Source organism: Nonomuraea cavernae (assembly GCF_014646355.1).
Classification (GTDB): Bacteria; Actinomycetota; Actinomycetes; order Streptosporangiales; family Streptosporangiaceae; genus Nonomuraea; species Nonomuraea cavernae.
In genome coordinates, this window is the sequence record NZ_BMNH01000001.1 from 108,404 (window position 1) to 130,523 (window position 22,120).

Annotated in this window: 22 protein-coding genes; 11 read left to right on the forward strand and 11 right to left on the reverse strand. The window is 68.7% G+C overall.

Going from position 1 to position 22,120, the window contains the following annotated elements:
- Nucleotides 1-51: 51 nt before the first annotated feature.
- Nucleotides 52-546: a tyrosine-type recombinase/integrase gene (locus tag IEY82_RS00585; protein ID WP_189121941.1), complete on the reverse strand. Its 495-nt coding sequence runs from the start codon at nt 544-546 to the stop codon at nt 52-54.
- Nucleotides 547-673: 127 nt separating this feature from the next.
- Entirely contained in the window at nt 674-1,549 is an 876-nt protein-coding gene (locus tag IEY82_RS00590) for a polysaccharide deacetylase family protein (protein ID WP_189121942.1), read from the reverse strand.
- A gap of 50 nt (nt 1,550-1,599) precedes the next feature.
- Here IEY82_RS00590 and IEY82_RS00595 point away from each other — a divergent pair, with 50 nt between their 5' ends.
- Together IEY82_RS00595 and IEY82_RS00600 are read left to right on the forward strand one after the other, a co-directional pair.
- On the forward strand, nt 1,600-1,965 hold the full coding sequence (locus IEY82_RS00595; RefSeq protein WP_189121943.1) for a MerR family transcriptional regulator: 366 nt from the start codon (nt 1,600-1,602) through the stop codon (nt 1,963-1,965).
- A 252-nt stretch (nt 1,966-2,217) separates the two neighbouring features.
- Nucleotides 2,218-2,607 carry a VOC family protein gene (locus IEY82_RS00600; RefSeq protein ID WP_189121944.1) on the forward strand — a complete coding sequence of 130 codons (390 nt, stop codon included), beginning with the start codon at nt 2,218-2,220 and terminating at the stop codon, nt 2,605-2,607.
- A 108-nt stretch (nt 2,608-2,715) separates the two neighbouring features.
- Here the strand turns inward: IEY82_RS00600 and IEY82_RS00605 are convergent, their stop codons facing one another.
- The 7 genes from IEY82_RS00605 to IEY82_RS00635 all read right to left on the reverse strand — a co-directional run bounded on the left by IEY82_RS00605 (nt 2,716) and on the right by IEY82_RS00635 (nt 10,946).
- Complete coding sequence (locus IEY82_RS00605; RefSeq protein ID WP_189121945.1) at nt 2,716-3,279, reverse strand: hypothetical protein; 564 nt, start codon at nt 3,277-3,279, stop codon at nt 2,716-2,718.
- Nucleotides 3,280-3,586: 307 nt separating this feature from the next.
- Nucleotides 3,587-4,741, reverse strand: a complete 1,155-nt coding sequence (locus IEY82_RS00610; RefSeq protein ID WP_189121946.1) for a serine hydrolase domain-containing protein — start codon at nt 4,739-4,741, stop codon at nt 3,587-3,589.
- A 2-nt stretch (nt 4,742-4,743) separates the two neighbouring features.
- Nucleotides 4,744-5,658, reverse strand: coding sequence for an ABC transporter permease (locus IEY82_RS00615; protein WP_189121947.1), 915 nt, complete (start codon nt 5,656-5,658; stop codon nt 4,744-4,746).
- 96 nt (nt 5,659-5,754) lie between these two features.
- Complete coding sequence (locus IEY82_RS00620) at nt 5,755-7,266, reverse strand: sugar ABC transporter ATP-binding protein (RefSeq protein ID WP_189121948.1); 1,512 nt, start codon at nt 7,264-7,266, stop codon at nt 5,755-5,757.
- Entirely contained in the window at nt 7,263-8,357 is a 1,095-nt protein-coding gene (locus IEY82_RS00625) for a sugar ABC transporter substrate-binding protein (protein ID WP_189121949.1), read from the reverse strand. The genes IEY82_RS00620 and IEY82_RS00625 overlap by 4 nt, the downstream gene beginning before the upstream one ends.
- 386 nt (nt 8,358-8,743) lie before the next feature.
- On the reverse strand, nt 8,744-10,630 hold the full coding sequence (locus IEY82_RS00630; RefSeq protein WP_225261909.1) for a hypothetical protein: 1,887 nt from the start codon (nt 10,628-10,630) through the stop codon (nt 8,744-8,746).
- A gap of 121 nt (nt 10,631-10,751) precedes the next feature.
- Nucleotides 10,752-10,946 carry a hypothetical protein gene (locus IEY82_RS00635; protein ID WP_189121950.1) on the reverse strand — a complete coding sequence of 65 codons (195 nt, stop codon included), beginning with the start codon at nt 10,944-10,946 and terminating at the stop codon, nt 10,752-10,754.
- A gap of 3 nt (nt 10,947-10,949) precedes the next feature.
- Here IEY82_RS00635 and IEY82_RS00640 point away from each other — a divergent pair, with 3 nt between their 5' ends.
- Together IEY82_RS00640 and IEY82_RS00645 are read left to right on the forward strand one after the other, a co-directional pair.
- Nucleotides 10,950-11,111: a hypothetical protein gene (locus IEY82_RS00640; RefSeq protein WP_189121951.1), complete on the forward strand. Its 162-nt coding sequence runs from the start codon at nt 10,950-10,952 to the stop codon at nt 11,109-11,111.
- A 251-nt stretch (nt 11,112-11,362) separates the two neighbouring features.
- A complete protein-coding gene (locus IEY82_RS00645) occupies nt 11,363-11,620 on the forward strand; it encodes a hypothetical protein (protein WP_189121952.1) in 258 nt (85 codons plus the stop codon).
- A 160-nt stretch (nt 11,621-11,780) separates the two neighbouring features.
- Here the strand turns inward: IEY82_RS00645 and IEY82_RS00650 are convergent, their stop codons facing one another.
- Nucleotides 11,781-12,395 (reverse strand): TetR/AcrR family transcriptional regulator, encoded by a 615-nt coding sequence (locus IEY82_RS00650; RefSeq protein WP_189121953.1) that lies wholly within the window; start codon nt 12,393-12,395, stop codon nt 11,781-11,783.
- 194 nt (nt 12,396-12,589) lie between these two features.
- On the opposite strand from IEY82_RS00650, the gene IEY82_RS00655 reads away from it, so the two are divergent.
- From IEY82_RS00655 to IEY82_RS00685, 7 genes are all read left to right on the forward strand, one after another.
- Entirely contained in the window at nt 12,590-14,200 is a 1,611-nt protein-coding gene (locus IEY82_RS00655) for an MFS transporter (RefSeq protein ID WP_189121954.1), read from the forward strand.
- 128 nt (nt 14,201-14,328) lie between these two features.
- Nucleotides 14,329-15,321 carry a phosphotriesterase family protein gene (locus tag IEY82_RS00660; protein ID WP_189121955.1) on the forward strand — a complete coding sequence of 331 codons (993 nt, stop codon included), beginning with the start codon at nt 14,329-14,331 and terminating at the stop codon, nt 15,319-15,321.
- 44 nt (nt 15,322-15,365) lie between these two features.
- Nucleotides 15,366-16,331 (forward strand): phosphotriesterase family protein, encoded by a 966-nt coding sequence (locus IEY82_RS00665; RefSeq protein WP_189121956.1) that lies wholly within the window; start codon nt 15,366-15,368, stop codon nt 16,329-16,331.
- Nucleotides 16,328-17,521, forward strand: a complete 1,194-nt coding sequence (locus tag IEY82_RS00670; protein WP_189121957.1) for an FAD-dependent oxidoreductase — start codon at nt 16,328-16,330, stop codon at nt 17,519-17,521. The genes IEY82_RS00665 and IEY82_RS00670 overlap by 4 nt, the downstream gene beginning before the upstream one ends.
- A gap of 4 nt (nt 17,522-17,525) precedes the next feature.
- Nucleotides 17,526-18,452, forward strand: a complete 927-nt coding sequence (locus IEY82_RS00675; RefSeq protein WP_189121958.1) for an alpha/beta hydrolase — start codon at nt 17,526-17,528, stop codon at nt 18,450-18,452.
- The gene (locus IEY82_RS00680) at nt 18,449-19,402 is read left to right on the forward strand and encodes an MBL fold metallo-hydrolase (RefSeq protein WP_189121959.1); all 954 of its coding nucleotides are present in this window, start codon (nt 18,449-18,451) and stop codon (nt 19,400-19,402) included. The genes IEY82_RS00675 and IEY82_RS00680 overlap by 4 nt, the downstream gene beginning before the upstream one ends.
- The gene (locus tag IEY82_RS00685) at nt 19,402-21,132 is read left to right on the forward strand and encodes a CocE/NonD family hydrolase (protein WP_189121960.1); all 1,731 of its coding nucleotides are present in this window, start codon (nt 19,402-19,404) and stop codon (nt 21,130-21,132) included. The genes IEY82_RS00680 and IEY82_RS00685 overlap by 1 nt, the downstream gene beginning before the upstream one ends.
- Before the next feature lie 42 nt (nt 21,133-21,174).
- Here the strand turns inward: IEY82_RS00685 and IEY82_RS00690 are convergent, their stop codons facing one another.
- A complete protein-coding gene (locus IEY82_RS00690) occupies nt 21,175-21,918 on the reverse strand; it encodes a thioesterase II family protein (protein ID WP_225261912.1) in 744 nt (247 codons plus the stop codon).
- Between the last annotated feature and the right edge of the window lie 202 nt (nt 21,919-22,120).

Here is a 22,120-nt window from a genome sequence, read left to right on the forward strand (position 1 = left end):
TCCCCGATCCTCATGATCAGAAAGTCCGCCCGGTTGCATTTCCAGTTGCAGTTAGCCCCAGAGCGCGCGGCCCATTCGGGCTGCCGCGTCGTTCGAGAGTGACGCCGTGATGTGGGTGTAGCGCTTGGTCGTGGTCAGTTGTGAGTGGCCGAGAATTTCCTGAACGACGCTGATGTCCACGCCCTGCTCGATGAGCAGCGTCGCGGCCGTGTGCCTCGCGTCGTGAACGCGGGCGTCCTCGTCGACCTCGGCCAGGCGGAGGAGTCCTTTCCATTCGTCCCAGTCCTGACCGGCGTCGATGGGGCGTCCGTCCGGGTTGCACCAGACGAGGTCATAGTCCTGCCACGCTTCTCCTGCTGCTTGCCGTTCGGACTGCTGGGCTTCTTGGTGCAGCTTGAGCAGGGGGATCAGCGGCGGTGGGATCATCACGGTTCGCTTGCTCTTGCCTTTGGGCTTGACGAAGATCCAGCCGCCTACCCGTACGGGGCAGGAGGGGGCGTGCTTCGTCCAGTCGGGAGCGCAGAACTGCAGATCGAGCCGATGCACGACGGTGCCCTGGTAGATCCGCTCGCGCTTGTCGGTGCGAATCGAGCCCCGGGCGCCCTACCACAGCGGGACGGCCGGCGTCCTCAGGTGACCCCGGCCAGGGCGGGATCGGCGAACGTGGCGTTGATCAGTCCCGGCGCGGGTCGGCTGTACGCAGGTAGTGCTCGGCGATCTCGTCGCTGGTGGTCAGCCAGACATCCGGCTGCGCCGCCAGATACGCCAGCGCCCGGTCAAGGTACTTCGCACGGAATGCCTGGCCGATCGAGAACGGGTGCAGAGCCAGCGCCATCACCCGGCCGCTGTGCGCGGACTCGGCGTGCAACTGCTCGTACTGGTCGGTGACGATCTGGAGGAACTCCGGCCCGGTCGTGCCGTTGCCGAACAGCATCAGGTCGTTGAGCTCGACCGAATACGGGACACTGATCATCCCGGGTACCCGTAGTGGGTACGGCTGGTCGTCGTTGGTCCAGTCCAGCAGGTAGCGGAAGCCGAGATCGGCCAGCAGCCCTGGGGTATGGAACGTCTCGGTCAGGCCGGGCCCCATCCAGCCGCTCGGCCGGCGGCCGGTGCCCTCGGCGATGGTGTCGGTGATCTCGGTGAGAACGCGTCGCTCGTCGTCGCGGTCCATACCGGTGTGCAGGATCGAGTTGGTCCGCCCGTGCGCCAGCCACGCCCACCCGCGTTCGACCCCGGCCTTGACGATCTGTGGGTAGTGGTGGACGACGTCGGAGTTGAGCAGCACGCTGGCCCGGACGCCGTGCCGGTCCAGGATGTCGGTGACGCGCCAGATGCCGACCCGGGCGCCGTAGTCACGCCAGCCGTGGTTGAGCGCGTCGGGCACCAGATGGGCGGTACCGGGCCAGATGCTCGTGGACGGGCGACCGAGCAGGAAGTGCTCGACGTTGAGCCCGACGTACACGGCGACCCGGGCGCCGCCGGGCCAGGTGATCGTCGGCCGCTCGGTGATGGGGTTGTACTCGAAGAGATTCAGGTCCTGTGCCATGCCGGAACGGTAAGACCTAACATTAATGTCAAGTTCAAGCGAGGGGTGACATGCGCATCGGTGAGCTGGCGCGGCGGACTGGGGTGAGCGAGCGGTCCCTGCGGTACTACGAGCAGCAGGGCCTGCTGGCCGCCGACCGTACCTCGGGCGGCCAGCGCGACTACCCGGACGCCGCGATCGACCGGGTCATTCGCATCCAGGAGCTGTTCGCCGCGGGACTGCACAGCAGGAAGATCGCAGAGCTGCTGCCGTGCATGCGCGACGCCGACGGCGGCCCCTCAATGATCGCCGACGCGAAGCTGGTCGCCGAGCTGACCGCCGAACGTGACCGCATCGACCGCATGATCGGCGACCTCATCACCTCCCGCGACGTCCTCGACGACGTGATCACTGCGGCCTCGCAACCCGTCGACTGACCGGTGAGTCCTGGCCGTCCCGGATACGGCCGGTTCTCCGCCACCATGGCGTTCCAGCAGCGCGCCGTGCGCCGCAGGAAGGCCATACCGCCCGACTGGCACGGCTCGTACACCATGGCCCGGCACGAGCACGTCCATGCGATCACCCGAGCATGCTTCCTCGTCTCCTGCGGCTCCGGCCGGACCCGCGGTCTTGCACGTCCACGAACGTGGCCCAAGGCCTGCATCGAGATCTTGTGACAAGATCGCGAGATGCTGCGACTCACCGATTTCATCATCGACTGCCCGGACACGATGAAGCTGGCGGCCTTCTACTCTGAGGTGACGGGCCGCCCGATCAAGGAAGGCAGCCACGAGGACTGGGCCGGGATCATATTCGGGGAGGTCGAGTTGGCCTTCATCCGGGTGGACGACTACCGCGCTCCGCGGTGGCCCGACAGCGAGCACCCCAAGCAGTTCCACCTCGACTTCGAAGTGGACGAGATCGAGTCCGAGCAGCGCCGCGTCCTCGATCTCGGCGCGACGCTGCAGCAGGATTTCATCGGCCCCAACGGCTACGGCTGGCGGGTCTACACCGACCCGATCGGCCACCCCTTCTGCCTGTGTCGTAACAAGGGCTTCGTCTGGACCGACCAGGCCTGATCTGGCCCGAGAGGCCGTACCGTCCAGGCAAGGCCTGCGGCCAGCAGCACGTGGCCCTCGCCGCTCCGCAGCCGTCGCGTGCCAGTCCGGTTGCGACGTGTCGTCGGGTCAGAGGGATCCGCACAGCCTGTTGAGCTCCGTGACGTCCGTATTGATGTCCGCGATCACCTGGTTGGGATCGCCGCCGGTCATGCCGGTCAAGCGGAAGTTCAGTTCCTGGAATTCGGCGGCCAGCCGACTGATCTTCGCCCCCACCACTCCCTGCGCGTCGAGGCCCGCGCCCATCAGGTCGCGGTACGTCTGCTGAGCCGCGGCCGCCTGGCTGCTGCGGACGGTCCCGGCGTTCTGACGGTATGCGGTCAGCGCCGCCGCCGCCGCGTCGCAGCCGCCGGGGCGTACCGCTGACAGCGGTTCGGAGGAAGCCGGAGCCGCCCGCGTGGAGCTTGGCATCGGTGACTGGGGCGGGCTGGACTCACGCGATGGACTCGGGGTCGGCGGTGCGGGCCGGGTGGTCTCAGGATCTGATGACGACGACTGCGTGGCCGGGGTGGGGGCCACCGCGTCGGGCTGGGGCTGCGGAGGCGTGGCCGGCGGCGCCAGGAAGGCCATCAGTGCGACCACGGCGGCAGCCACAGCCGCCAGAGCGCTCACAGCCGGCCAGTTCAGGCGCAAGCCTGCTCCTCCACCCGCCGTCGGTGGCTGCGCTGATCCACTCTTCGTCATGCCCTCATCGTGGCCGAGCCGCCGAACTCGGTCCAGAATGCTCCTGATCTTCTTGGCCCGAACCCGCCTGTCGCCGGTCTCGACGCCCCTGAGTCCTTCCACGAAGGACTCGTGTCTCCAGAGCACTCATCGCATTCGCCCGCCGCACCGCCAGCCCGAGCACATCGCACGTCCGATGCGCTCGGGGCCAGAAGCAGGTTCACCTACGATTCAGCCGGAGATCACAAGATCGCTGAGCCGGAAATGTGGGCGTGGATCAGTCAATGCACTGGTCTAGCGCGTCGAGCAGGGCGGCCACGGTCGACACATTCCCATAGCTCTCCAGCCGGATCTGATTCATCGCGTACCCGAAGGTGACCGCACGGGTCCGATCGGCGAAGCCGAGCGCCCCGCCCATCCCGCTGAACCCGGCGGCGTTGACGAACGGACCGTAGGAGATGCCGTCCTCGGTGGCCAGCCCGAAGCCGAGTCCGGTACGGGACCAGAAGCCGAAGGCGCGGTCCCGGTCGGAGAACTGCTCCCTGGTGTGCTCGGCGACGCTCGCCTCGGGGATCAGCCCGCCCTCTTCCTGGCTCGTGGTCAGCAAGGAGTACAGGCGCGCGATGCCCCGCGCGTTGCCGACGCCTCCGGCGGCGCAACCGCCGAGGGCCCAGTAGGAAGGCATGCCCGCGATCTCCCACATGGGCCTGACCTCTGGGCCGTAGAACATCGCCCGCGCGGCGTCACCGGCGGTGTCCGCCTTGCGGGTGTCGCTGATCTGCTTCGGCGGGACCAGTTCGGCCACGCGACCAGGGTCCCCGCGATAACCGATCGCGAAGTCTGCATCCAGGGGACCCGCGAGATCCCGCGCCAGCACCTCACCGATCGTTCGCCCGGTGGCTCGGCGTACGACGGCGTCGGCGATCCACCCATAGGTGAAGGAGTGGTAGGCCACCTGGGTGCCCGGCTCCCACAGCGGCGCCTGCCTGGCGATGCAGTCCTCCACGTGATCACGGGAGGCCCAGCCTTCGATGGAGTCGAAGCTCACGACCTCACTGGAACCGTCGAACCACGGCAGGCCCGCGGTATGCGACAGCACGTGCCGCAGGGTGACGCCCGCCTTCCCGTTCTGCGCGAACTCCGGCCAGACCTCGGCGATGGGCGCGTCGATCCGTAGGTCACCCCGGGACGCCAGGTACGTGAGAACGATGGCGGCGATCCCCTTCGACACGGAGAAGACCGGCGCCATGGTCCGCTCCTCCCAGTCCCGCCCGTCGCCCGCGCTCCCCGCCCACAGGTCGACCACCAGCGATCCCCGGTGATGAACCGCCACCGAGGCCCCCACCTCGCCCAACACCGCGAAGTTCCGCTCGAACTGGGTGCGAACGCGCTCGAATCCAGGCGCGACGTACCCGTGAATCTGGGTCTCCACGGTCACACCTCCATTCCTCTCTTGCGATAGGTCGTGAGCAGTCGGTCCAGGCCCAACGCGGCCAGAACGATGAGTCCGGTGATGATGTCCTGCAGGTGTGACGAGAGGTTCAGCTGTGTGAACCCGTTGCCGAGGCAGGCCAGGATCGCCAGGCCGATCCCCGTACGCCAGATGGCCCCCACCCCACCGGACAGCGACGTGCCGCCGATGATGACCACGGTCAGCGCGTCGAAGAGGATCGAGATGTCGGTGGTCATCTGACCCGCACCGAGCTGGGAGGCGGAGATGATGCCGGCGACGGCCGCCGCGAGCCCCGAGATCATGTACGTGGTGATCAGCGTCCGGTCGACCCTCAGCCCGGCGAGGCGTGACGCCTCCTCGTTGCCGCCGATCGCGTAGAGAGATCTTCCGAACACCGTCTTGGACAGCACCAGGCCGGCGATGACGAGGAGGGCGAGCAGCAGCACCCCTGAGTAGGGGATCGTCCACAGTCGCCCGCTGCCCAGCCACTGGAACGAACCGTCGTAGATGTAGAAGGGCTGCGCATTGGTTATGGCGAAGCCGATGCCGGTGATGATGAAGCTGGTGCCCAAGGTCGCCACGAACGGGTTGATCCCGCCGAGCCGTACGATCAGACCGTTCACCAGCCCTACGACACAGCCCACGGCGATGGCGGCTCCGTAGGCTGGGATCGTTCCATACTGGGTGCCGACTCCGGCCGCGACCACGGCGCAGAAGGCGAATGTCGCACCCATCGACAGGTCGAATCCACCGGCGATGATGAGGTACGTCGCGGCGATGGCCAGAACACCGACCGCCGCCCACTGGCCGGTGAGGTTGGCCAGGTTGGCCCCGGTGAAGAAGGAGGGGCTGAGCACGGCGAGCGCGAGCACGATGAGCACAAGGAGCGCGACCACCGCGTGGTCGAGCAGCCAGGTCGTGGCTCGGACAGCGCTTCGCTTCCCAGAGGTTGGTTGTGTGGGGGCAAGTCTTTCGGTGGTCATGGATCACTTTCAGGCTGGTTGGGCGAACGCCAAGTGCAAGATGTCCGACTCCGTGACGGCGTCGGAGGCGAACTGGCCCACGATGCGGCCGCTCCGCACGACGTTGATGCGATCACAGGCGTGGATGAGCTCCTGCAGGTCGGAAATCACGACGATGACCGCGGCCCCCTCGCTCGCCAGGCCGCGGACCAGGTCGAGGATCTGGGCGGTGGCCTGCACGTCGATGCCCGCGGTGGGCTCGTCGAGCAGGACGACCCTGGGCCGCAGGGCGAGGAGCCGGGCCAGCAGCACCTTCTGCTGGTTGCCTCCCGAGAGGTTCCTGACCGGCTGGGATTCCCTGCCCATGGGGTAGCCGACATGCTGGAGCACCTCGTGCTGGCTTCGCATCTCGGCTGACCGGGACACGTGTCCGAACCAGCGTCGCCGGTCGAAACCGCCGAGTGCCACGTTCATCGTGGTGCTCTCGCCGCCGACCAGGCCGAACCTACGCCTGTCTTCCGCGACCAGGTGGATGCCCAGGCTCTTGGCCTCGCGTACGGACCTGGGCCAGGCCACCTGTTCGCCCAGGAGCGAGATCCGGCCTGACTGAACGCGGTCGGCTCCCGCGATGGCGCGCAGGATCTCGGAACGGCCGGAACCGAGAAGACCCGCCAGTCCGACGATCTCACCGGCGCGCACTCGAAGATCCACCTGATCGGCGCCCGACCTGGTCGTCAGGTCGGTGATCTGGAGGACCTCGGCGCCGATCGACCGATCGGTCACCGAGCGCGGCGCGGATTCGATCGTCTGGCCCGTCATCGCGGTCACCAGGTCGTCCCGCGTCATGCTCGACGCCGCTTTGGTGCACACCAGGCCGCCATCGCGCAGCACGGTCACGGTGTCGCAGATGTCGAGCACATCGTCGAGGTCGTGGGAGATGAACACCACCGCGACGCCGGCTCCACTGAGCCTGGTGATCACCTCGAACAGCCTGACCCGCTCCTCCTCCGGCAGGGCGCTGGTGGGCTCGTCGAGGATCAGCACTGTCGACGCCGATCGAATCGCACGCATGATCTCGATGAGCTGGCGATCTCCCAGCGAGAGACTCGCCGCGCGAGCCGACGGATCGATCGAGACCTGCAACTCCCGGCACAGTTCCTCGAACCGCGCCCGCATGTGACCGCGGTCGACGAACGGCCCACGAGTCGGAAGGTCGCCGAGGAAGACGTTCTCGCACGCGGAGAGCGCGGGCACGACTCCCGGATCTTGGTAGATGACCGCGATGCCGGCATCGCGGTGCGCGGCCACGCCCGGCGCGAGCAGCTGCCCGTTGACCGAAACGGTCCCGCTGTCAGCGTGCTCGGCCCCGGAGATCACCTTGATCAGCGTCGACTTGCCGGCGCCGTTCTGGCCCACCAGTCCGCGTACCTCTCCGGCGCCGACCGCGATGGAGACGTCGGTGAGCGCCCTGACCCCAGGGAAGGTCTTCGAGCACCCGCTCACCTCCAGGGCGGTCGCGCCGGATTCGGTCGCGCCGCTCATCCGTAGCTCGGGGTGTAACGGTCGACGTTCTCGACGGTCAGGATCTCGCTGCCCGGCCCGTCCTTGATCCCGTCCCAGTCGCCGGTGCTGGACCAGCCCTTCGTCTGCTGCCCGGTGTCCAGGGCGCGGACCAGTTCGACGACCGAGAACCAGCCTTCGGGCTTGGGATCGGACTGCACGGTCGCGGTGAAGTTGCCCGCCTTCACCTGCGACAGCCCGTACGGGGTGCCCCCGATGCTGAACAGCTTGACGTCCTTACCGACTTTGCGTCCGGCGTCGCCGAGCGCCTGTAGCACTCCCCGGGACATCTCGTCGTACGCCGAGATGATGACGGAGACGTCGGAGTGGGCGGTGAGCGCGTCCTGCGTGATGCGCAGTGCCTTGTTGGGGTCGTAGTCCGCGGGCTGCTCGACGACGATTTCCACGTTGGGGTACTTCGCGGACGTGTCCTTGATGGCGGCCTGGAGCCGACGCCAGCCGTCCTGGCCGGCCACGCCGCCGATGACAGCCGCCTTGCACGGCTTGCCGTCGCACGAGTCGAAGATGTGCTCGAGGTACTTGCCGTAGTAGGCCTCGGTGCTGGTGGCCACCATCCCGGTGGTGCCTTCGTGGTAGTCCTTGTCCTGGCACACGGGACTGTTGGCCTGCTGCACCGGCAGGCCGGTGTCGAGCAGGAGCTTGATCATCTGGCAGCCGGGGGCCGCGGCGACCGGCTGGAAGATGAATCCGTCGTAGCCGCCCTTGGCGATGGCGTCCTGCACCTGCCGAAGCTGCTTGGCCGGGTCGAACGCCGCGTCGTACACCTCAAGGGTGATCCCGTACTTCTGCGCCGCTTCCTTCTGGTACTTGGACATGGCCTGGCACCAGGCGTTCAGGTCGGAACACGTGTTGAGGGCCGCGATCTTGTAGTTGGTGGACGCCTTGCCCACGGCCTTGTCGTACGCCTCAGCCTGATCCATCGGCGAGAGGCTCGCGCTGATCTCCGGCGCGTCGATCTTGGGTTTCGCTGCGGCGGCCGTGTCCGCGGTCTCGCCCGCTCCGCAGGCGCTCAGCGCGAGGACCGTGGCGAACGCCAGGCCCGCGAATTTCACGGGGCCACGTCGTAGGGATCTGTAGCGGGACAGGTGCATGAGTCGAGCCGACATGAGCTATCTCCAGCTGAGGGGCGACGGTGCGACCTATATTCCTCAGATGTATTCAGGAGCGTCAAGGTTGGCGATATGCATGTGACCCAAACGCAATACATGTGATCGCCTACCTCCACCAGGAGGACCTTTAGCACATGCGGCCGTGGGACCACCAGGCATACCTCAGATGTTTATAGATAACCAAAGCTTGTGCACTGAGGTAGAAAAGCGCCACTGTCTGACAATGCCGCGATCCTGATCTGACAGATGACGAAATCAAGCATGTCCTCGGTCAGGGAGCGACGAGCGAGCCGCCCCGCTGAAGACCACCGGCATGACCGGCCCCGTGATCAACGAGGCAGGTAGGAGCAGCGGAGACCCGTCCGCACGGTGGCGCGCAGCTCCGCGCCGATCACATCGTCGACCTCGGCGATATGCGTCAGCGCCCGCCGGATGGCCTTGCTCACCGCGATCCTGGCCCGTTCCTGGTCATCGGTGAAGTGCCGCACCCGGCCGCCCAGCCCGGTGCTCGCGGTCAGCTCAGAGACCAGCCAGTCACGCTCGGCCCGCAGCGCCGCGGCGCGCTCCAGGTCGTTGGCGGCCTCCAACTCTCCGATCTCCTCTTCGAGCTGGGTCATCCGCGCCACGTAGGTGCGTTCCGCGTGCTCGTCCAGGACTGGTTGTGCGGAGTGGGCCCGCTGGGCCGACGTGTCCTCCCCGCCGGCGACGAGGTCGATGGCGCGGATCTCCCGTCTGGGGTTGGCGATCAGCATGGCAAGGTGGCGCATGCCCACGCTCGGCTTGACCAGCGCGGTCCGGCCGGCCAGCTCGACCCGCCACCAGCGCCCGCCGTTCGAGCACACCGCCACCGACGGCCCGGCGGCACGCGCCTGCGGGCCTCGCACCTCGGGGAGCGCCATGCCCAGCTCCGCCGCCTCCTTCTCCGCCATCACCAGCTCATCGCGGGGCCCGCCCATCCGGACCAGCGCATGGCCGAGCCGCCAGCGGCTCAGCGCCGCCGCAGGCCAGTGGCCGAGCGCTTGGTTGGCCCGCAACGCCTCGCCGAAGTGCTCGACGGCGCGCTCCACCTGGCCCACCGTCAGCGCGGCCAGCCCGAGAGACTGGTGGGCGGAGCCGAAACAGGCCGCTCCGCGGCTGGCGATCATCGGCAGCCGGGCGTAGGGCTTGAGCAGGTCGTAGGCCCGCGCGGCCAGAGCCTCGTCGTCCAGCAGGTGGGCTGCCTCCACCAGCCCGTACATCGCCGCCAGCCAGTTCTTCGCCGGTGGGAGCGTGATGTCGCGCAGCCGGCCCACCATCGTCTCGGCCAGGCGCCGGTCTCCCGCCTCGGCGGCGGCCACCGCCAGCGCGGGGAAGTAGGCGTAGTCCGCGTGGCACAGTGCCGAGGAGTTCACCAGGTCCGACAGCAGCGGGAGCAGTTCGGCGACGCGTCCCTGATACCAGCGGATCGTCACCAGCTGCGCACCGTACCAGCCGACGGCGTTGACATCACCCGCGGCCGTGCCGCGCTCCGAGCAGGCCGCCGCCGCCCGCTCGGCCTGCTCGAACCGGCCCGCCCTGATGAGCAGCATGACCTCGATCGCGTCGATGACGAACCCGATCGCGGGATGGTCCCAGGCGGCCAGCCGGTCGCGTAACTCGCCCAGAGATCGCTCGGCGTGCGGATCGGCGGCCAGGAACAGGTCGACCGTCCACCACAGCAGCCCCATGAGCAGGTCGCCCCGGCGTTCGGTCCGGCTGGCCAGGCCGATCAGTTCCCGGGCCAGCTCGAACCTGAGGTCCTGGTGTTCGGGGCTCATCAAGCAGTGGTGGGACAGGCTCAGCGCCTCGGCCAGGGCCACCGGATCGCCGGTGGCCCTGGCGTGGGCCAGCGTCCGCAGGACCGAGGCGTGCTCGCCGATGAGGTTGTCCCGCTCGGCGGCCAATCGCACGCGCAGCCGTACGGCGAGGGCAGAGCCGGGGGTGATGGCGGCCAGGGCCTGCTGCTGGCGAGTGCTGATCATCACCGACTCGGCGGTGGTGCGATGCTCGTTCAGCCAGATCCCGCCCAGGCCCAGCGCCGCCCTGGCCTGTGCCGCGGTGTCGCCCCAGCGCTCGGCCTCCTGGTGTGCCTCCTCGAACCAGCGACGGCTGGTACGCAGGTTGCCCTCCTCATGGAGGGCGTGTTCGGCCCGGCGGATGCAGACCTCGGCCCTGCTCCGCTTTTCCCCCTCACGCACAGATGCCCCCCTGGACATGCAGCGACGTGGCCCCCCGGCGTTCTCGAATCGTACGTAAGCCTTGCTGACGTGTCCAGGTCGCTCTCCGGCGCCGATCCGCGGGCCCGCCCCGCCACCGGCGTCACCCTGCTGCTCCTTCCGGTACGACCCGCCGCAGGCGTTCCGGATCGAAGATCCCTTCCATTTCCATGATCTTGTCGTCGGTGAACGTGAAGCCGAGCGCCCCCACGAGCCGTCCCCCCACGACGAAGGCCAGCCCCGGGTCCCCGTCCACCTGTGCGGGACGGGCGTAGCGGGCGTGCCTGGTGTAGGTCATCGCGTGCTCGCTCACTGCCCGGGCGCCATCGTCTCCCACCTGGTCACCGGCTGCCAGTTGGGTGAGGTGGCGGTGCTGGGCGTGCTGGTGATCCTCACCGGTCTGTCCAGGCGGCTTCGACCCGCTGGCCGCCGCATGGACACGGCTGCCGCCGGAATCATGTGATCAGACCCTGAAGCTGTCCGCCGAAGATCCTGTCCCGGGCGGTCGTCTGGCAGCTGCGCGCCGGGCCCGATGCCAGGGCGGCCGCCGGGGAAGACCCGCAGGCCGAAGGCGGCGGAGGTGCGCCGCCGCCAGTCGCGGGGCTCCTCGATCGTGGGCTTGGGCCGCGCGGCCAACACGCCGGCGAGCTAGGCGGCGTGGATAATGCCCACCGTGACCCCCAAGGTGGACGGCCGGTATCAGGCACTCTGCTCGTGCTGGCGATCATATGGCTCGCTACCACGCTGGACCTGTACAACTTCTTGACCACGGACATCGGCTACCTCTATTTGCATGAGGTGATCGGCATGCCGACATCGCTGGTGGGGTTGCTGTGGATGGGCGCCCCTCCGACCGGCTTCGTGGTCGCCCTGCTCTGCGGGAGGAAGGTCGCCATCCTGTTCGGCCTGGCCATCGCGGCGGTAGGCATTCGGATATTGCCGACGATAGCGTCACTTTTTTTCTGGGCCTAAACTGCGCCGTCCGCTCGACATCGGGAAGCACGCGGGCGTATTCGTTCGAGGTGAGCCGCGCCAAGTGCGATGCCCAGCAAGAGCGTCACGACCACCAGCCTCACCAGGGCGCGCCGGGAGGATCGGGGGCGCTCGCCGTGGGGTGGACGCGGCTTGGCGCTCACTGACGCCCGATCGAGCCGATCCAGCTCTCGGTGAGGACGTCCAGCATCTCGTCGCGGTCGACGCCCCAGGTCCCCGGCTTCCAGTGGCGGGCGACGTGGTCCAGCTCGGTGATGGCGATGACGCCGCGGAAGTGGCGGGTGCCGACCGGGAACCGGTCGGCGCGGTCGAGCCCCTCCTTGATGTCACCGATGGCCTCGTTCAGCCACTCGTCGAGGAGCGTGCGGATCTCGGGGTCAACGGCCGCGGCCTCGAAGGCGGCCTTGGTGTAGGGACGGATCACATCCCATCGTTCGGAGGTCGACGCGAGCCACGCGCGGACGCGCTCGCGCGAGCCGTCCTCGACCACGGCGACCAGCTCACGCTCGGTCGACCCGTGCTCGGCGGAGGGGAGCCGGTCGAGCGCGGGGTTGAGCCGCTCCGAGACGAGGGCCTTCATCAGATCGACCTTGGAGGGGAAGTACGCGTAGAAGGTCACCCGCGTCGTCCCCGCCGCTGACGCGATGTCGTCGACCGTCGTCGTCGCGTAGCCCTTCGACCCGAACAGGTCCAGGCCGGCGTCGAGCAGGAGCTTGCGCGTCATCTCCTTCTGTGCCGCACGAAGCGTCGCCATGCCGGCCAGCATAGGGCACCGCGGCCGCACTCCGCTCTCGCTGATCGTGCTGAATACGTGCTGCTCAAACTATTGACGCTGTGTTAAATCATATGGCACCTTGCACACCCAGCAGGTGATTGCGCTCACATCGGGTGGCCGATCCCGAGCGGCCGGAATCGACGGTCCGGCCTATCGACAAGGAAGAAATCGCAATGACGCAGACCGCTGCGCGCAAGCAGGGCTACACCGCCACGGTGGTCGCCGGCTGCTTCGCCGTACTCCTCGCCCAAGTGGCGTACTCGCTGCCCGGCGCGCTCAATGGCACGTTCCAACAGGAGTTCCAGACCACCGGCGCCGAGCTGACCTGGGTCACGGCCGCCTTCGCCATCCCCATGGTCGTCTTCGAGCTGACCACCGGCGTGATCGGTGACCTGTTCGGTCGCAAGCGACTGCTGCAGGCGGGTGCTCTGCTGACGGTCGCCGGCTCGCTCGTCAGCTGCCTCGCCGAGACGGTCCACATGTTGTGGATCGGGCAGGTCGTCGCGGGCCTCGGAGCCGCGATCCTCTACCCGATCTCGCTCGCCATGCTGGCCGCGGTCAGCCCGTCGCAGGAGGCCCGCTCCAAGGCCATCGCGGTCTGGGCCGGTTTCCTGTCGATCGGCGCGGCGATCTCCCCGCTGATGGGCGGGTGGCTGGCCGCGGAGGGCGACTGGCGGACGTCGTACCTCGTGGTGATCATGGCGGCGGTCGTCTCGATCATCATCACCCAGTTCGCCGCCGACTCCTCGGCGCCGGAGGGGCGCAAGCTGGACATCCCTGGCCAGGTCACGCTGGCTCTCGGCCTGATCGCCATCCTGTTCGCCGCCACCCAGGGCTCCGAGGCCGGCTTCGCCCGGCCCGAGATCATCGGCGCCTTCGTCGCGGGCCTCGCGCTCCTCGCCGCCTTCGTCGTCATCGAGTTGCGGACCGACGTCCCGCTGCTGCACCTCAACATCTTCGCCAACCGTTCCTACGCGATCGTCGCGATCGCCACGGTGGTCGGCATGTTCGCGTTCCTCGCGACCTGCTACTCGATGAGCATCTGGCTCGGCGCGATCCAGCACCAGAGCGCTCTGAAGATCGGCGTGCTGTTCCTGTTCATCCAGGGTCCGGCCTTCGTGCTGGTGCCGGCCGTCTCCCACCTGATCCGGAACTTCTCACCTCGCTGGGTGCTCACCGTCGGTTTCGCCCTGATCTCCGTCAGCGGCCTCTGGTGCTCGACGTTCGACGTGCACGACCTGGACTGGACCCGGTTCTTCGGCCCGATGCTGGCCCTCGGCGTCGGCTTCGCGCTCACCGTCGGCTCGATCACGGCCGTCGCCATCAACACCGTTCCGCTGCGGCTGGCCGGCATGGCCAGTGCCACCACCAACCTGCTCCGCGACTTCGGCTTCGCGCTCGGTCCGGTGCTCATCGCCGCGTTCGCGGTCAGCCGGGCGAACGGTGACCTGAGCGCCGGCTTCGGCGGGGCGCTCGGCCAGTCCGGGCTCCAGCCGCCCTACACCGACATCGCCGGGGGCATCGCGCAAGGCAGTGGCGCCTTGGCGATCAACTCGATGCCGGTCGTGCCCGGCGCCGGTCCTGACCTGCCGCCGGTGCCGATGCCGGAGAGCCTTCGCCTGCTCGCGTTCGAGTCGTTGGGCAGCGCCTACAGCCTCGGGTTCCTGGTCGCCGGCCTCTGCGCCGCCGCTGCCGCGGCCCTGACGCTGTTCGGGCTCTTCGGCGTGAAGCGCGCCGACGCCGAGGAGCCGCTGAGCGACGAGGAGTTCGCCCCCGCCGAGTGACCCTCTCGTACGCGTATAAAATTGAATTTACGTGCAGGACATTCTCTTGACGTGGCGTAAACCTAAATGACACGCTTCCAGAGTGGCGTGACCGCGATCACTCGCCGACACCGAAAGGAGGGGCAGCGATGGGTGCCCAGACTGCCGAGAACACCACCGACAGCGTCGTCAACACCGTCCTAGGCCCCGTTCCCGCGCGGAAGCTGGGGGTCGTCGCGGTTCACGAGGCTCTGCTGTCGGTGGTTCCGGGAGCGGAGTACGCGTTCGACGTCACCATCGACCGTGCCGAGATCTTCGAGACCCTGGCCGACAAGCTGCGGGACTTCCGCGGGCACGGCGGCGGGACGATCGTCGACAGCACCGGCATGTTCCACGGGCGCGACGTGCGGCTGTACGAGACCCTCTCGCGCACGACCGGCGTGCACATCGTCGCGTCGACCGGCCAGGGCCCCGAGGAGATGCTCGGCGGCTACTTCCTGACGCCGCAGACCAACCCGCCGACGCCGTGGCCGGCCGAGAAGTTCGCCGACCTCTTCGCCAAGGAGGTCACCGAGGGCATGGTGGTCCCCCGCGTCGAGCGGCGGGGCGCCGCGGGCCTCGTGGCCACCGCCGCGACCCTCGCGGGCATGACCGCGACCGACGAGAGCCTGTTCCGCGGCGCGGCCCGCGCCGCCCTGACCACCGGTGTCCCGGTGTCCATCCGCTACGGCGACGACGCCGTACGCGACCTCGAGATCGTCCTGGACGAGAAGCTGCCGGCCGACCGCGTCGTCGTCGGCGGGCTCGACCGCGAGGACGCCGTCGCGGCCGGCGCGCCGTTCGAGGTCGCGGCCCGTGGCGCCTACGTCGCCCTCGACCATGTCGGTACCGAGGACGACGCCCACGTCACCGACACCGAGCGCGCCGCCCTGGTCGCCGAGCTGGTCGAGGCCGGTCACGGCGACCGGATCCTGCTCTCGAGCGGCGCGACCGGCGTCGCCAAGGGCCACCCGGCCAACGACCTGCCCTACAGCTACGTCCTGACCGCGTTCGTCCCCCTCCTCAAGGCACAGGGCCTCAGCGACGCGGACGTCCAGCGGATCCTCGTCGACAACCCGCGCGACCTGCTGTCGGTGCGCTGAGCGCGGCCCGAGATCGTCAAGTTCTCCGCTGAAGGGTGAGTGTTGTGTCGAGAGTGAATACCGTCCTGGGGCCGATCCCGGCCGAAGAGCTGGGTCTGGTGGCCGTCCACGAGCACATCGGGTACGGCATGCCGGGCTCCGAGCTGGACACGAAGTGGTGGAAGACCCCCGAGCAGCGATACGAGGAGACCGTCCCGAAGCTGCGCCGGTTCCATGAGTACGGCGGCGGCACGTTCGTCGACGCGACCGGCATCTGCAACGGCCGGGACGTCGACTACTACAGATCGCTGTCCGCGAAGACCGGCGTGCACATCGTGGCGAGCACCGGCTTCGTCGGCGGCGACACCGCGCTGCCGTTCTTCGCCCGGGCGAGTGTGGAATACCTGGCCCAGCACTTCATCCACGAGATCACCGTCGGCATCGGCGACACCGGCGGACGCGCGGGCATCATCAAGGTCGGCGTGAGCCGTGGCGGCCGGATGACGGACCTGGACAAGCGCATCTACCGCGCCGCCGCCCGCGCCGCCCTCATCACCGGCGTGCCCGTCCTGACCCACCTCGCGATCGACGCCGAGAACGCGATCGCCGTCTTCGACGCGGAGGGGCTCCCGCTCGACCGCGTCCTGTTCGGGCACGTCGACGACGGCGTGAACGCCGACAAGACCCGTGACACCTGGATCGCGGAGCAGGGCGGCCGGATCGGGTTCGACACCTTCGGCTACGAGACCGAGCTCGAGGACCCGCCGTTCTGGGCCCGTCCGCGCAAGGAGCGGCTGGACCACTTCCTCCGGTTCATCGGTCAGGGACACCTGGGCAAGGTGCTCGCCTCGGCCGACGCCAACTGCAGCCCGCTGGGCTGGCCGGGCGTGAAGGGCCACACCGTCAACTACCTCTTCGAGGACCTCATCCCGGACCTCCGTGCCGCCGGTCTCGACGAGGCCACGATCAAGACGATCTTCGTCGACAACCCCGCCGACTTCCTGACGATCCAGCAAGGACACAAAGCATGAACACCTCAGACCTGAAGAACCTGAACATCGCCATCGTCGGCGCGGGGTACGCCGGAGCCGCCGCGGCCAAGGCCCTGAGCCTCCTCGGCGCCACCGTCAACGTCTACGAGCAGGCGAGCCGGACCCGCGAGGTCGGCGCCGGCATCGGCCTGCGGCCGTCCACCATGGACCAGTTCGGCCAGTGGGGCATCTTCGACGCGATCGCGAAGGTGAGCTCGCCGAGCGACTACTTCGAGATCCTCACGCCCACCGCCGACCCGATCATGAAGGAGGCGTGGCCGGAGATCGACACCTTCGGCCAGAAGACCCACCTCATCCACCGCTGTGACTTCATCGAGGCTCTCCTGGGCGTGCTCCCCGACGGCATGGTGCACCTCGGTCACAAGCTGGAGAGTGTCAAGGACGTGGGTGACAAGGCGACGCTGACCTTCACCAACGGCGAGTCGGTCACCGCCGACCTGGTGGTCGGCGCCGACGGCATCAAGTCGGTCGTGCGGGCTCAGCTGTTCGGCGACAACCAGCCGGTGTTCTCCGGCGAGCACGCCTACCGCGCCGTGATCTCCGTGGACGACGCCCTCGGGATGGCCGTCGACGACAACCTCCGGATGTACATCGGCCGGGGCACGAAGATCTACTTCCTGCCGCTGCGCCACCGCGGCCAGGTCTCGTTCGACATCACCGCCCTGTGCCCGGACAGCACCTGGGCGCCGAAGGTCACCAAGGACGACCTGCTGAAGACCGTCGAGGGGTTCGACGAGCGGATCGTGAGCATCACCCGCGGCCTCGACATGGACGCCGTCAACTGCCGCGCGGTCTACGACATCGACCCGGTCGACACGTGGCACTCGGACTCCGTCGTCCTCGTGGGCGACGCGGCCCACTCGATGCTGCACCACCAGGGTCAGGGCGCCAACTCGGCGATCCTGGACGCCGGCGGCCTCGCCGACGCCCTCAGGGAGGCCGGCTCCGTCAAGGAGGCGCTGGCGCGCTACCAGGCCACCCGCAAGCCGGTGACCGACGAGCTGCAGCGGATCTCGCGCCAGGGCTGGACCGAGGACGAGATCAGCGACGTCTTCCCGGGCCAGAAGCCCGCCTCGCAGAAGCCCGCGTCCCAGAAGCCCGCGTCCCAGAAGCCCGCCTCCCAGAAGCCCGCCTCCCCGCAGCCCGCCTCCCAGAAGCCGGAGGTCTGACGCCATGCCACTGCACCCCGACATCGCCCGGGTCCTCGCCGATCTGCCGGCGCCGCCTCCCGGTCCGCCGAACCCGGAGGCGATGCGCGCCGGCGAGGAGGCCGCGGTGCCGCCCGTGTCCGCCCGCCTGCCGCTCCACTCCGTCGAGGACCTCACCGCACGGACCGCCGCCGGCGAGGTCCCGGTCCGGGTCTACACGCCGGTCGAGGCCGACGCGTACGGCGTACTGGTCTACTTCCACGGCGGCGCGTTCTTCCTCGGCAGCCTGGAGACACACGACCACGTCGCGCGCGCCCTGGCCAAGGAGACCGGGCTCAAGGTCGTCTCCGTCGGCTACCGGCTGGCGCCCGAGCACGCCTTCCCGGCCGGTCTCGAGGACTGCTACGCCGCGGTCCGATGGGCCGCCGAGAACGGCGAGACCCTGGGCTGGGACGGCACGACGCTGGCCATCGCCGGTGACAGCTCCGGGGGCACGTTCGTCGCGGCCGTCGCCGCGATGGCGCACGACGAGGGCTTCGACCGGATCACCCATCAGATCCTCTTCTACCCCTCGCTCGATCTCGACTTCGACGTCGACCGCTACGCCTCGCTGCGCGAGAACGCCGTCGGCTACGGCCTGGAGACGGCGGGACTGAAGCCGTTCAACGCCTTCTATCTCGACGGCGGCGCCGACCCCGCCGATCCGCGGGTCTCTCCGATCAAGCGGGCCGACCTCACCGGGCTGCCGCCCGCGCTGATCGTGACCGCGGAGTGCGACCCGCTGCGCGATGAGGGCGAACTCTACGGCCGGCGCCTCAAGGAGGCCGGAGTCGACGCCACGGTGAGTCGCTACCCGGGCGCCAACCACGGATTCGTGCAGAACTTCTCCTGGATCCCGGCCTACCACCGGGTCTTCGAGGAGACGGCCGCCTTCCTGGGGCGCGAGTCATGACGCGGGTGAACGTTCATCCCCTGGTCTCGCCGTGGGGCCGGTTCGGTCTGTACAGCTTCTTCATCGACGCCCCCGAGCCGGCCGTCGTCGACACCGGGATCGCCTCCTCGCCCGCCGAGGGCATGGCCCCCGCGCTCGCGGCCCTCGGGCGCCGCATCGAGGACGTGCGCTGGATCCTGCTGACCCACGGCCACATCGACCACGTCGGCGGCGCCCACGCCCTGTGGGAGCTCACCGGACGGCGGGCGCGGGTGGTCATCCACGAGGCCGACGCCCCGATGCTGCGCTCGCGCCGGGCGCACGTGGACGACTACCTCCACGGCCGGGGGCGGTACCTGAACGACCCGGAGGGCGCGGCGAAGGTGACGGCCGCCGCCGATGCGGTCATCTCCGGCGAGATGGAACCGACCATGCTGCTCAACGGCGGCGAGACCCTCTCGCTCGGTGGTGACGTGACCGTCTCCGTCCACTCGGTGCCGGGCCACACGCCCGGCTCGGTGGCCTACGTGATCGACGGCCCGCGATCCGTGTTCGTCGGCGACGCCGTCCAGGTCCACGGGGCCGCCAACGGCTTCCCCGGTTACCTGGATCCGGTCGCCTACCGGGCCGGCCTGCGCCACCTGCGCGACGAGGTCCGTCCGCGGCACCTGTACCTCGGGCACCCCTACCGCCGCGCGGACGGCACGCCGTACGGGGTCGAGCTCGACGCCGCCCAGGCTCGGGAGGCACTCCAGGAGAGCCTGGCCATCGAGGCCGAGGTCGGCGAAGCGGCCTGCCGCTGCCTTGCGGACGGCCTGCGGGAGACGGACTCGCCGTACTCACCGTTCGCCTCCGTGGCCGAGAGGCTCGGCTACACCGGCGATCCCACGCTCGAGCCGTCGCCGTTCTTCACCTCGATGCACGGCTACCGCACACACTTCAACCAGAACGTGACAGAGGATTCGCACTGATGGCCGACTTCCAGACGATCCAGGCGGGCGAGCAGACGATCGCCGTCCGCAAGGACCTGCGGGTGCCGATGCGCGACGGGGTCACCCTCGCCGTGGACGCCTACCACGGCACCGAGGACAGGCCGCGGCCGGCCCTGATCGCGATGAGCGCGTACGGCAAGGAGCTGCAGGCCCTCGCCCTCACCACGCCGCCGCAGCGCCGCCCCAGCCCGATGTGGGACGGCTGCATCGAGGCCGGCGACATCGCGCGCGTCGTCAAGGAGGACTACGTCCACGTCATCGGTGACATGCGCGGCACCGGTGACTCCGGCGGCGTGATGATCGGCAACTACAACGCCGGTGGCGTTCCCCAAGGTCAGGACCTGTACGACGTCATCGAGTGGGTCGCCGAGCAGCCGTGGTGCGACGGGAACGTCGGCATGATCGGCATCTCCTACTTCGGCTCGATGCAGGTGCTCGCCGCGGCGGAGCGGCCGCCGCACCTGAAGGCGATCTTCGTCAGCGGCGGCCACTTCGACTTCTACGAGACCACCTACCACGGCGGCGTCATGTGGTTCATGCCACGGGCCGCCCGCGAGGGACGCGGTGGCGACTCCGGCATCGCGCACACCGACGTCAGGTCCCGCATGCGGGAGGTCCACTCCCCGGAGGAGCTCGGGAAACTCGTCGACGAGCGGCTCCGGGACCCGGACGTGGCCGCGTGGCCGAATCTCGTGCACGTGCTGAAGTACCCGAAGAACCGCGAGTTCTGGTTCGACATCGTGATGAACCACCTCGACGGGGAGTGGTACGAGGAACGCAACCCGATCCGGCTGGCCGAGAACATCGACATCCCGGTCTATCTGCAGATCGACCAGGGTCGCGGCTGGACCGTGGACGGCCACATCGAGCTGTTCAACGTGCTGAAGGGTCCCAAGCGGCTGGACATCGGCTCCTACCCGCCGATGCAGTCACGCCCCTGGGTCGAGGAGCACGACAAGATGTTCCGCTGGTACGAGTACTGGCTCAAGGGCGTCGACAACGGCGTCATGGACGAGCCGGCCGTGAGCGTCTTCGTGGAGGGCTCGCGGGAGGTGGTCACCGCCGATCAGTGGCCGCCGAAGGAGATCGAGTACCGGCCGCTGTACCTGCGCCCGCGCCGCAAGCTCTCGTCGGAGCCCGAGCTGATGGGCGCCGAGCACGCCGCCCCGGACGGCTTCTACCAGGCGCCGCTGACGGTGACCGACAAGGTGGAGATCATCAGCTGGAGCACCGAGCCGTTCGAGGAGCCCACGGAGCTCATCGGCTCCGGCGCGGCGCACCTGTTCGCCGAGATCGACCAGGATGACACGAACTTCATCCTGCGGCTGTGGGACGTCGCCCCGAACGGAAGCCGCCAGCTGATCACCACGGGCTTCCTCAAGGCGTCGCACCGTGAGCTGGACGACCGGACGACCGAGGGCGACCCGTACCACCCGCACACCCGCGCCGTGCCGGTGGAGCCCGGGAAGATCGAGGAGTACGTCCTGCGGCTCTACCCGTTCGCGGCGACGTTCGGCCCCGGTCATCGGCTGCTGGTGGAGCTCTCCAACGACGAGCCGCTGGCCGACGCGCACAACTCGCTGCTGCCGCCGGACGCGTTCCACCTGCCGGTGGGTCGCCCCGTCACCCACAAGATCTATCGCGACGCCGTCCACCGGTCGCGGCTCGTGCTGCCGTTCACGAAGCGCACCGCGCCGGAGAACGGGTAGCCGAGCCTGGCGTTCCGCAACGCAGGACCGCGAGCGGCCGGGTCATGGCCGTTTCACGGGCCGGTCAAGCAGGATGCCCGACAGAGCCGCGGCCACCTCGGCCCGGCGGTCATCGAGGAAGAAGTGGCCGCCTGGGAAGATCCGCAGGCCGAAGGTCGCGGAGGTGTGCCGCCGCCAGGCGCGGGCCTCCTCGATCGTGGTCTTGGGGTCGTCATCGCCGACGAAGGCGGTGATCGGACAGTCGACGACCGCTTCCCGACCCGCCTCGTAGGTCTCGACGGCGCGATAGTCGGCGCGCAGGACCGGCAGGATCATCTGGAAGAGCTCCGGCTCTCCGATGAACGCCGGATCGGTGCCGCTGAGCAAGCGCAGCTCATCGGCGATGCCCTGATCGTCGCGCAGGTGCACGCGCTCGTCGCGGTGCGTGGAGGGGGCACGTCTCCCTGAGGCGATCAGGCAGAGCGCTCCCGGCAGGAGCCTGGCGGTCTCGAAAGCGACCACGGCGCCCATGCTGTGGCCCAGCAGAGCCCACGGTCCCTCCAGTCGCCCGTCCAACACGCCGGCGAGCTCGGCGGCCAGGCGCCCGATGTCGGGGATGAGCGGTTCATGCCTGCGGTCCTGACGGCCGGGGTACTTGACCGACCACACCTCGATCGAGGGGGCCAGGGCAGCCGAGAGGGAGAAGAACCCGCCGCCGCCGGCGTGCGGTAGGCAGACGAGACGTACGCGGGCCTCGGGCGCGGGGTGGAAGCGTCTGATCCACCGCTCGAACACCTCGTCGGGCAAGGCGGCTCCTCTCTGGAATTCTCTGGGCGCCGATCGGGCCGATCAGCGCCGGCCCTGGGCGGAACCCGGCGGCGAGGTGTCACCTGGTCATCAACACCTTTTCGTGACAGGACTGCCATAAGAAGTAATGATCTCGTTTCATAACGTGCCATATGGCCCGTATCACGGATATATCGCCTATAGATCACCGAAACTAAGATCA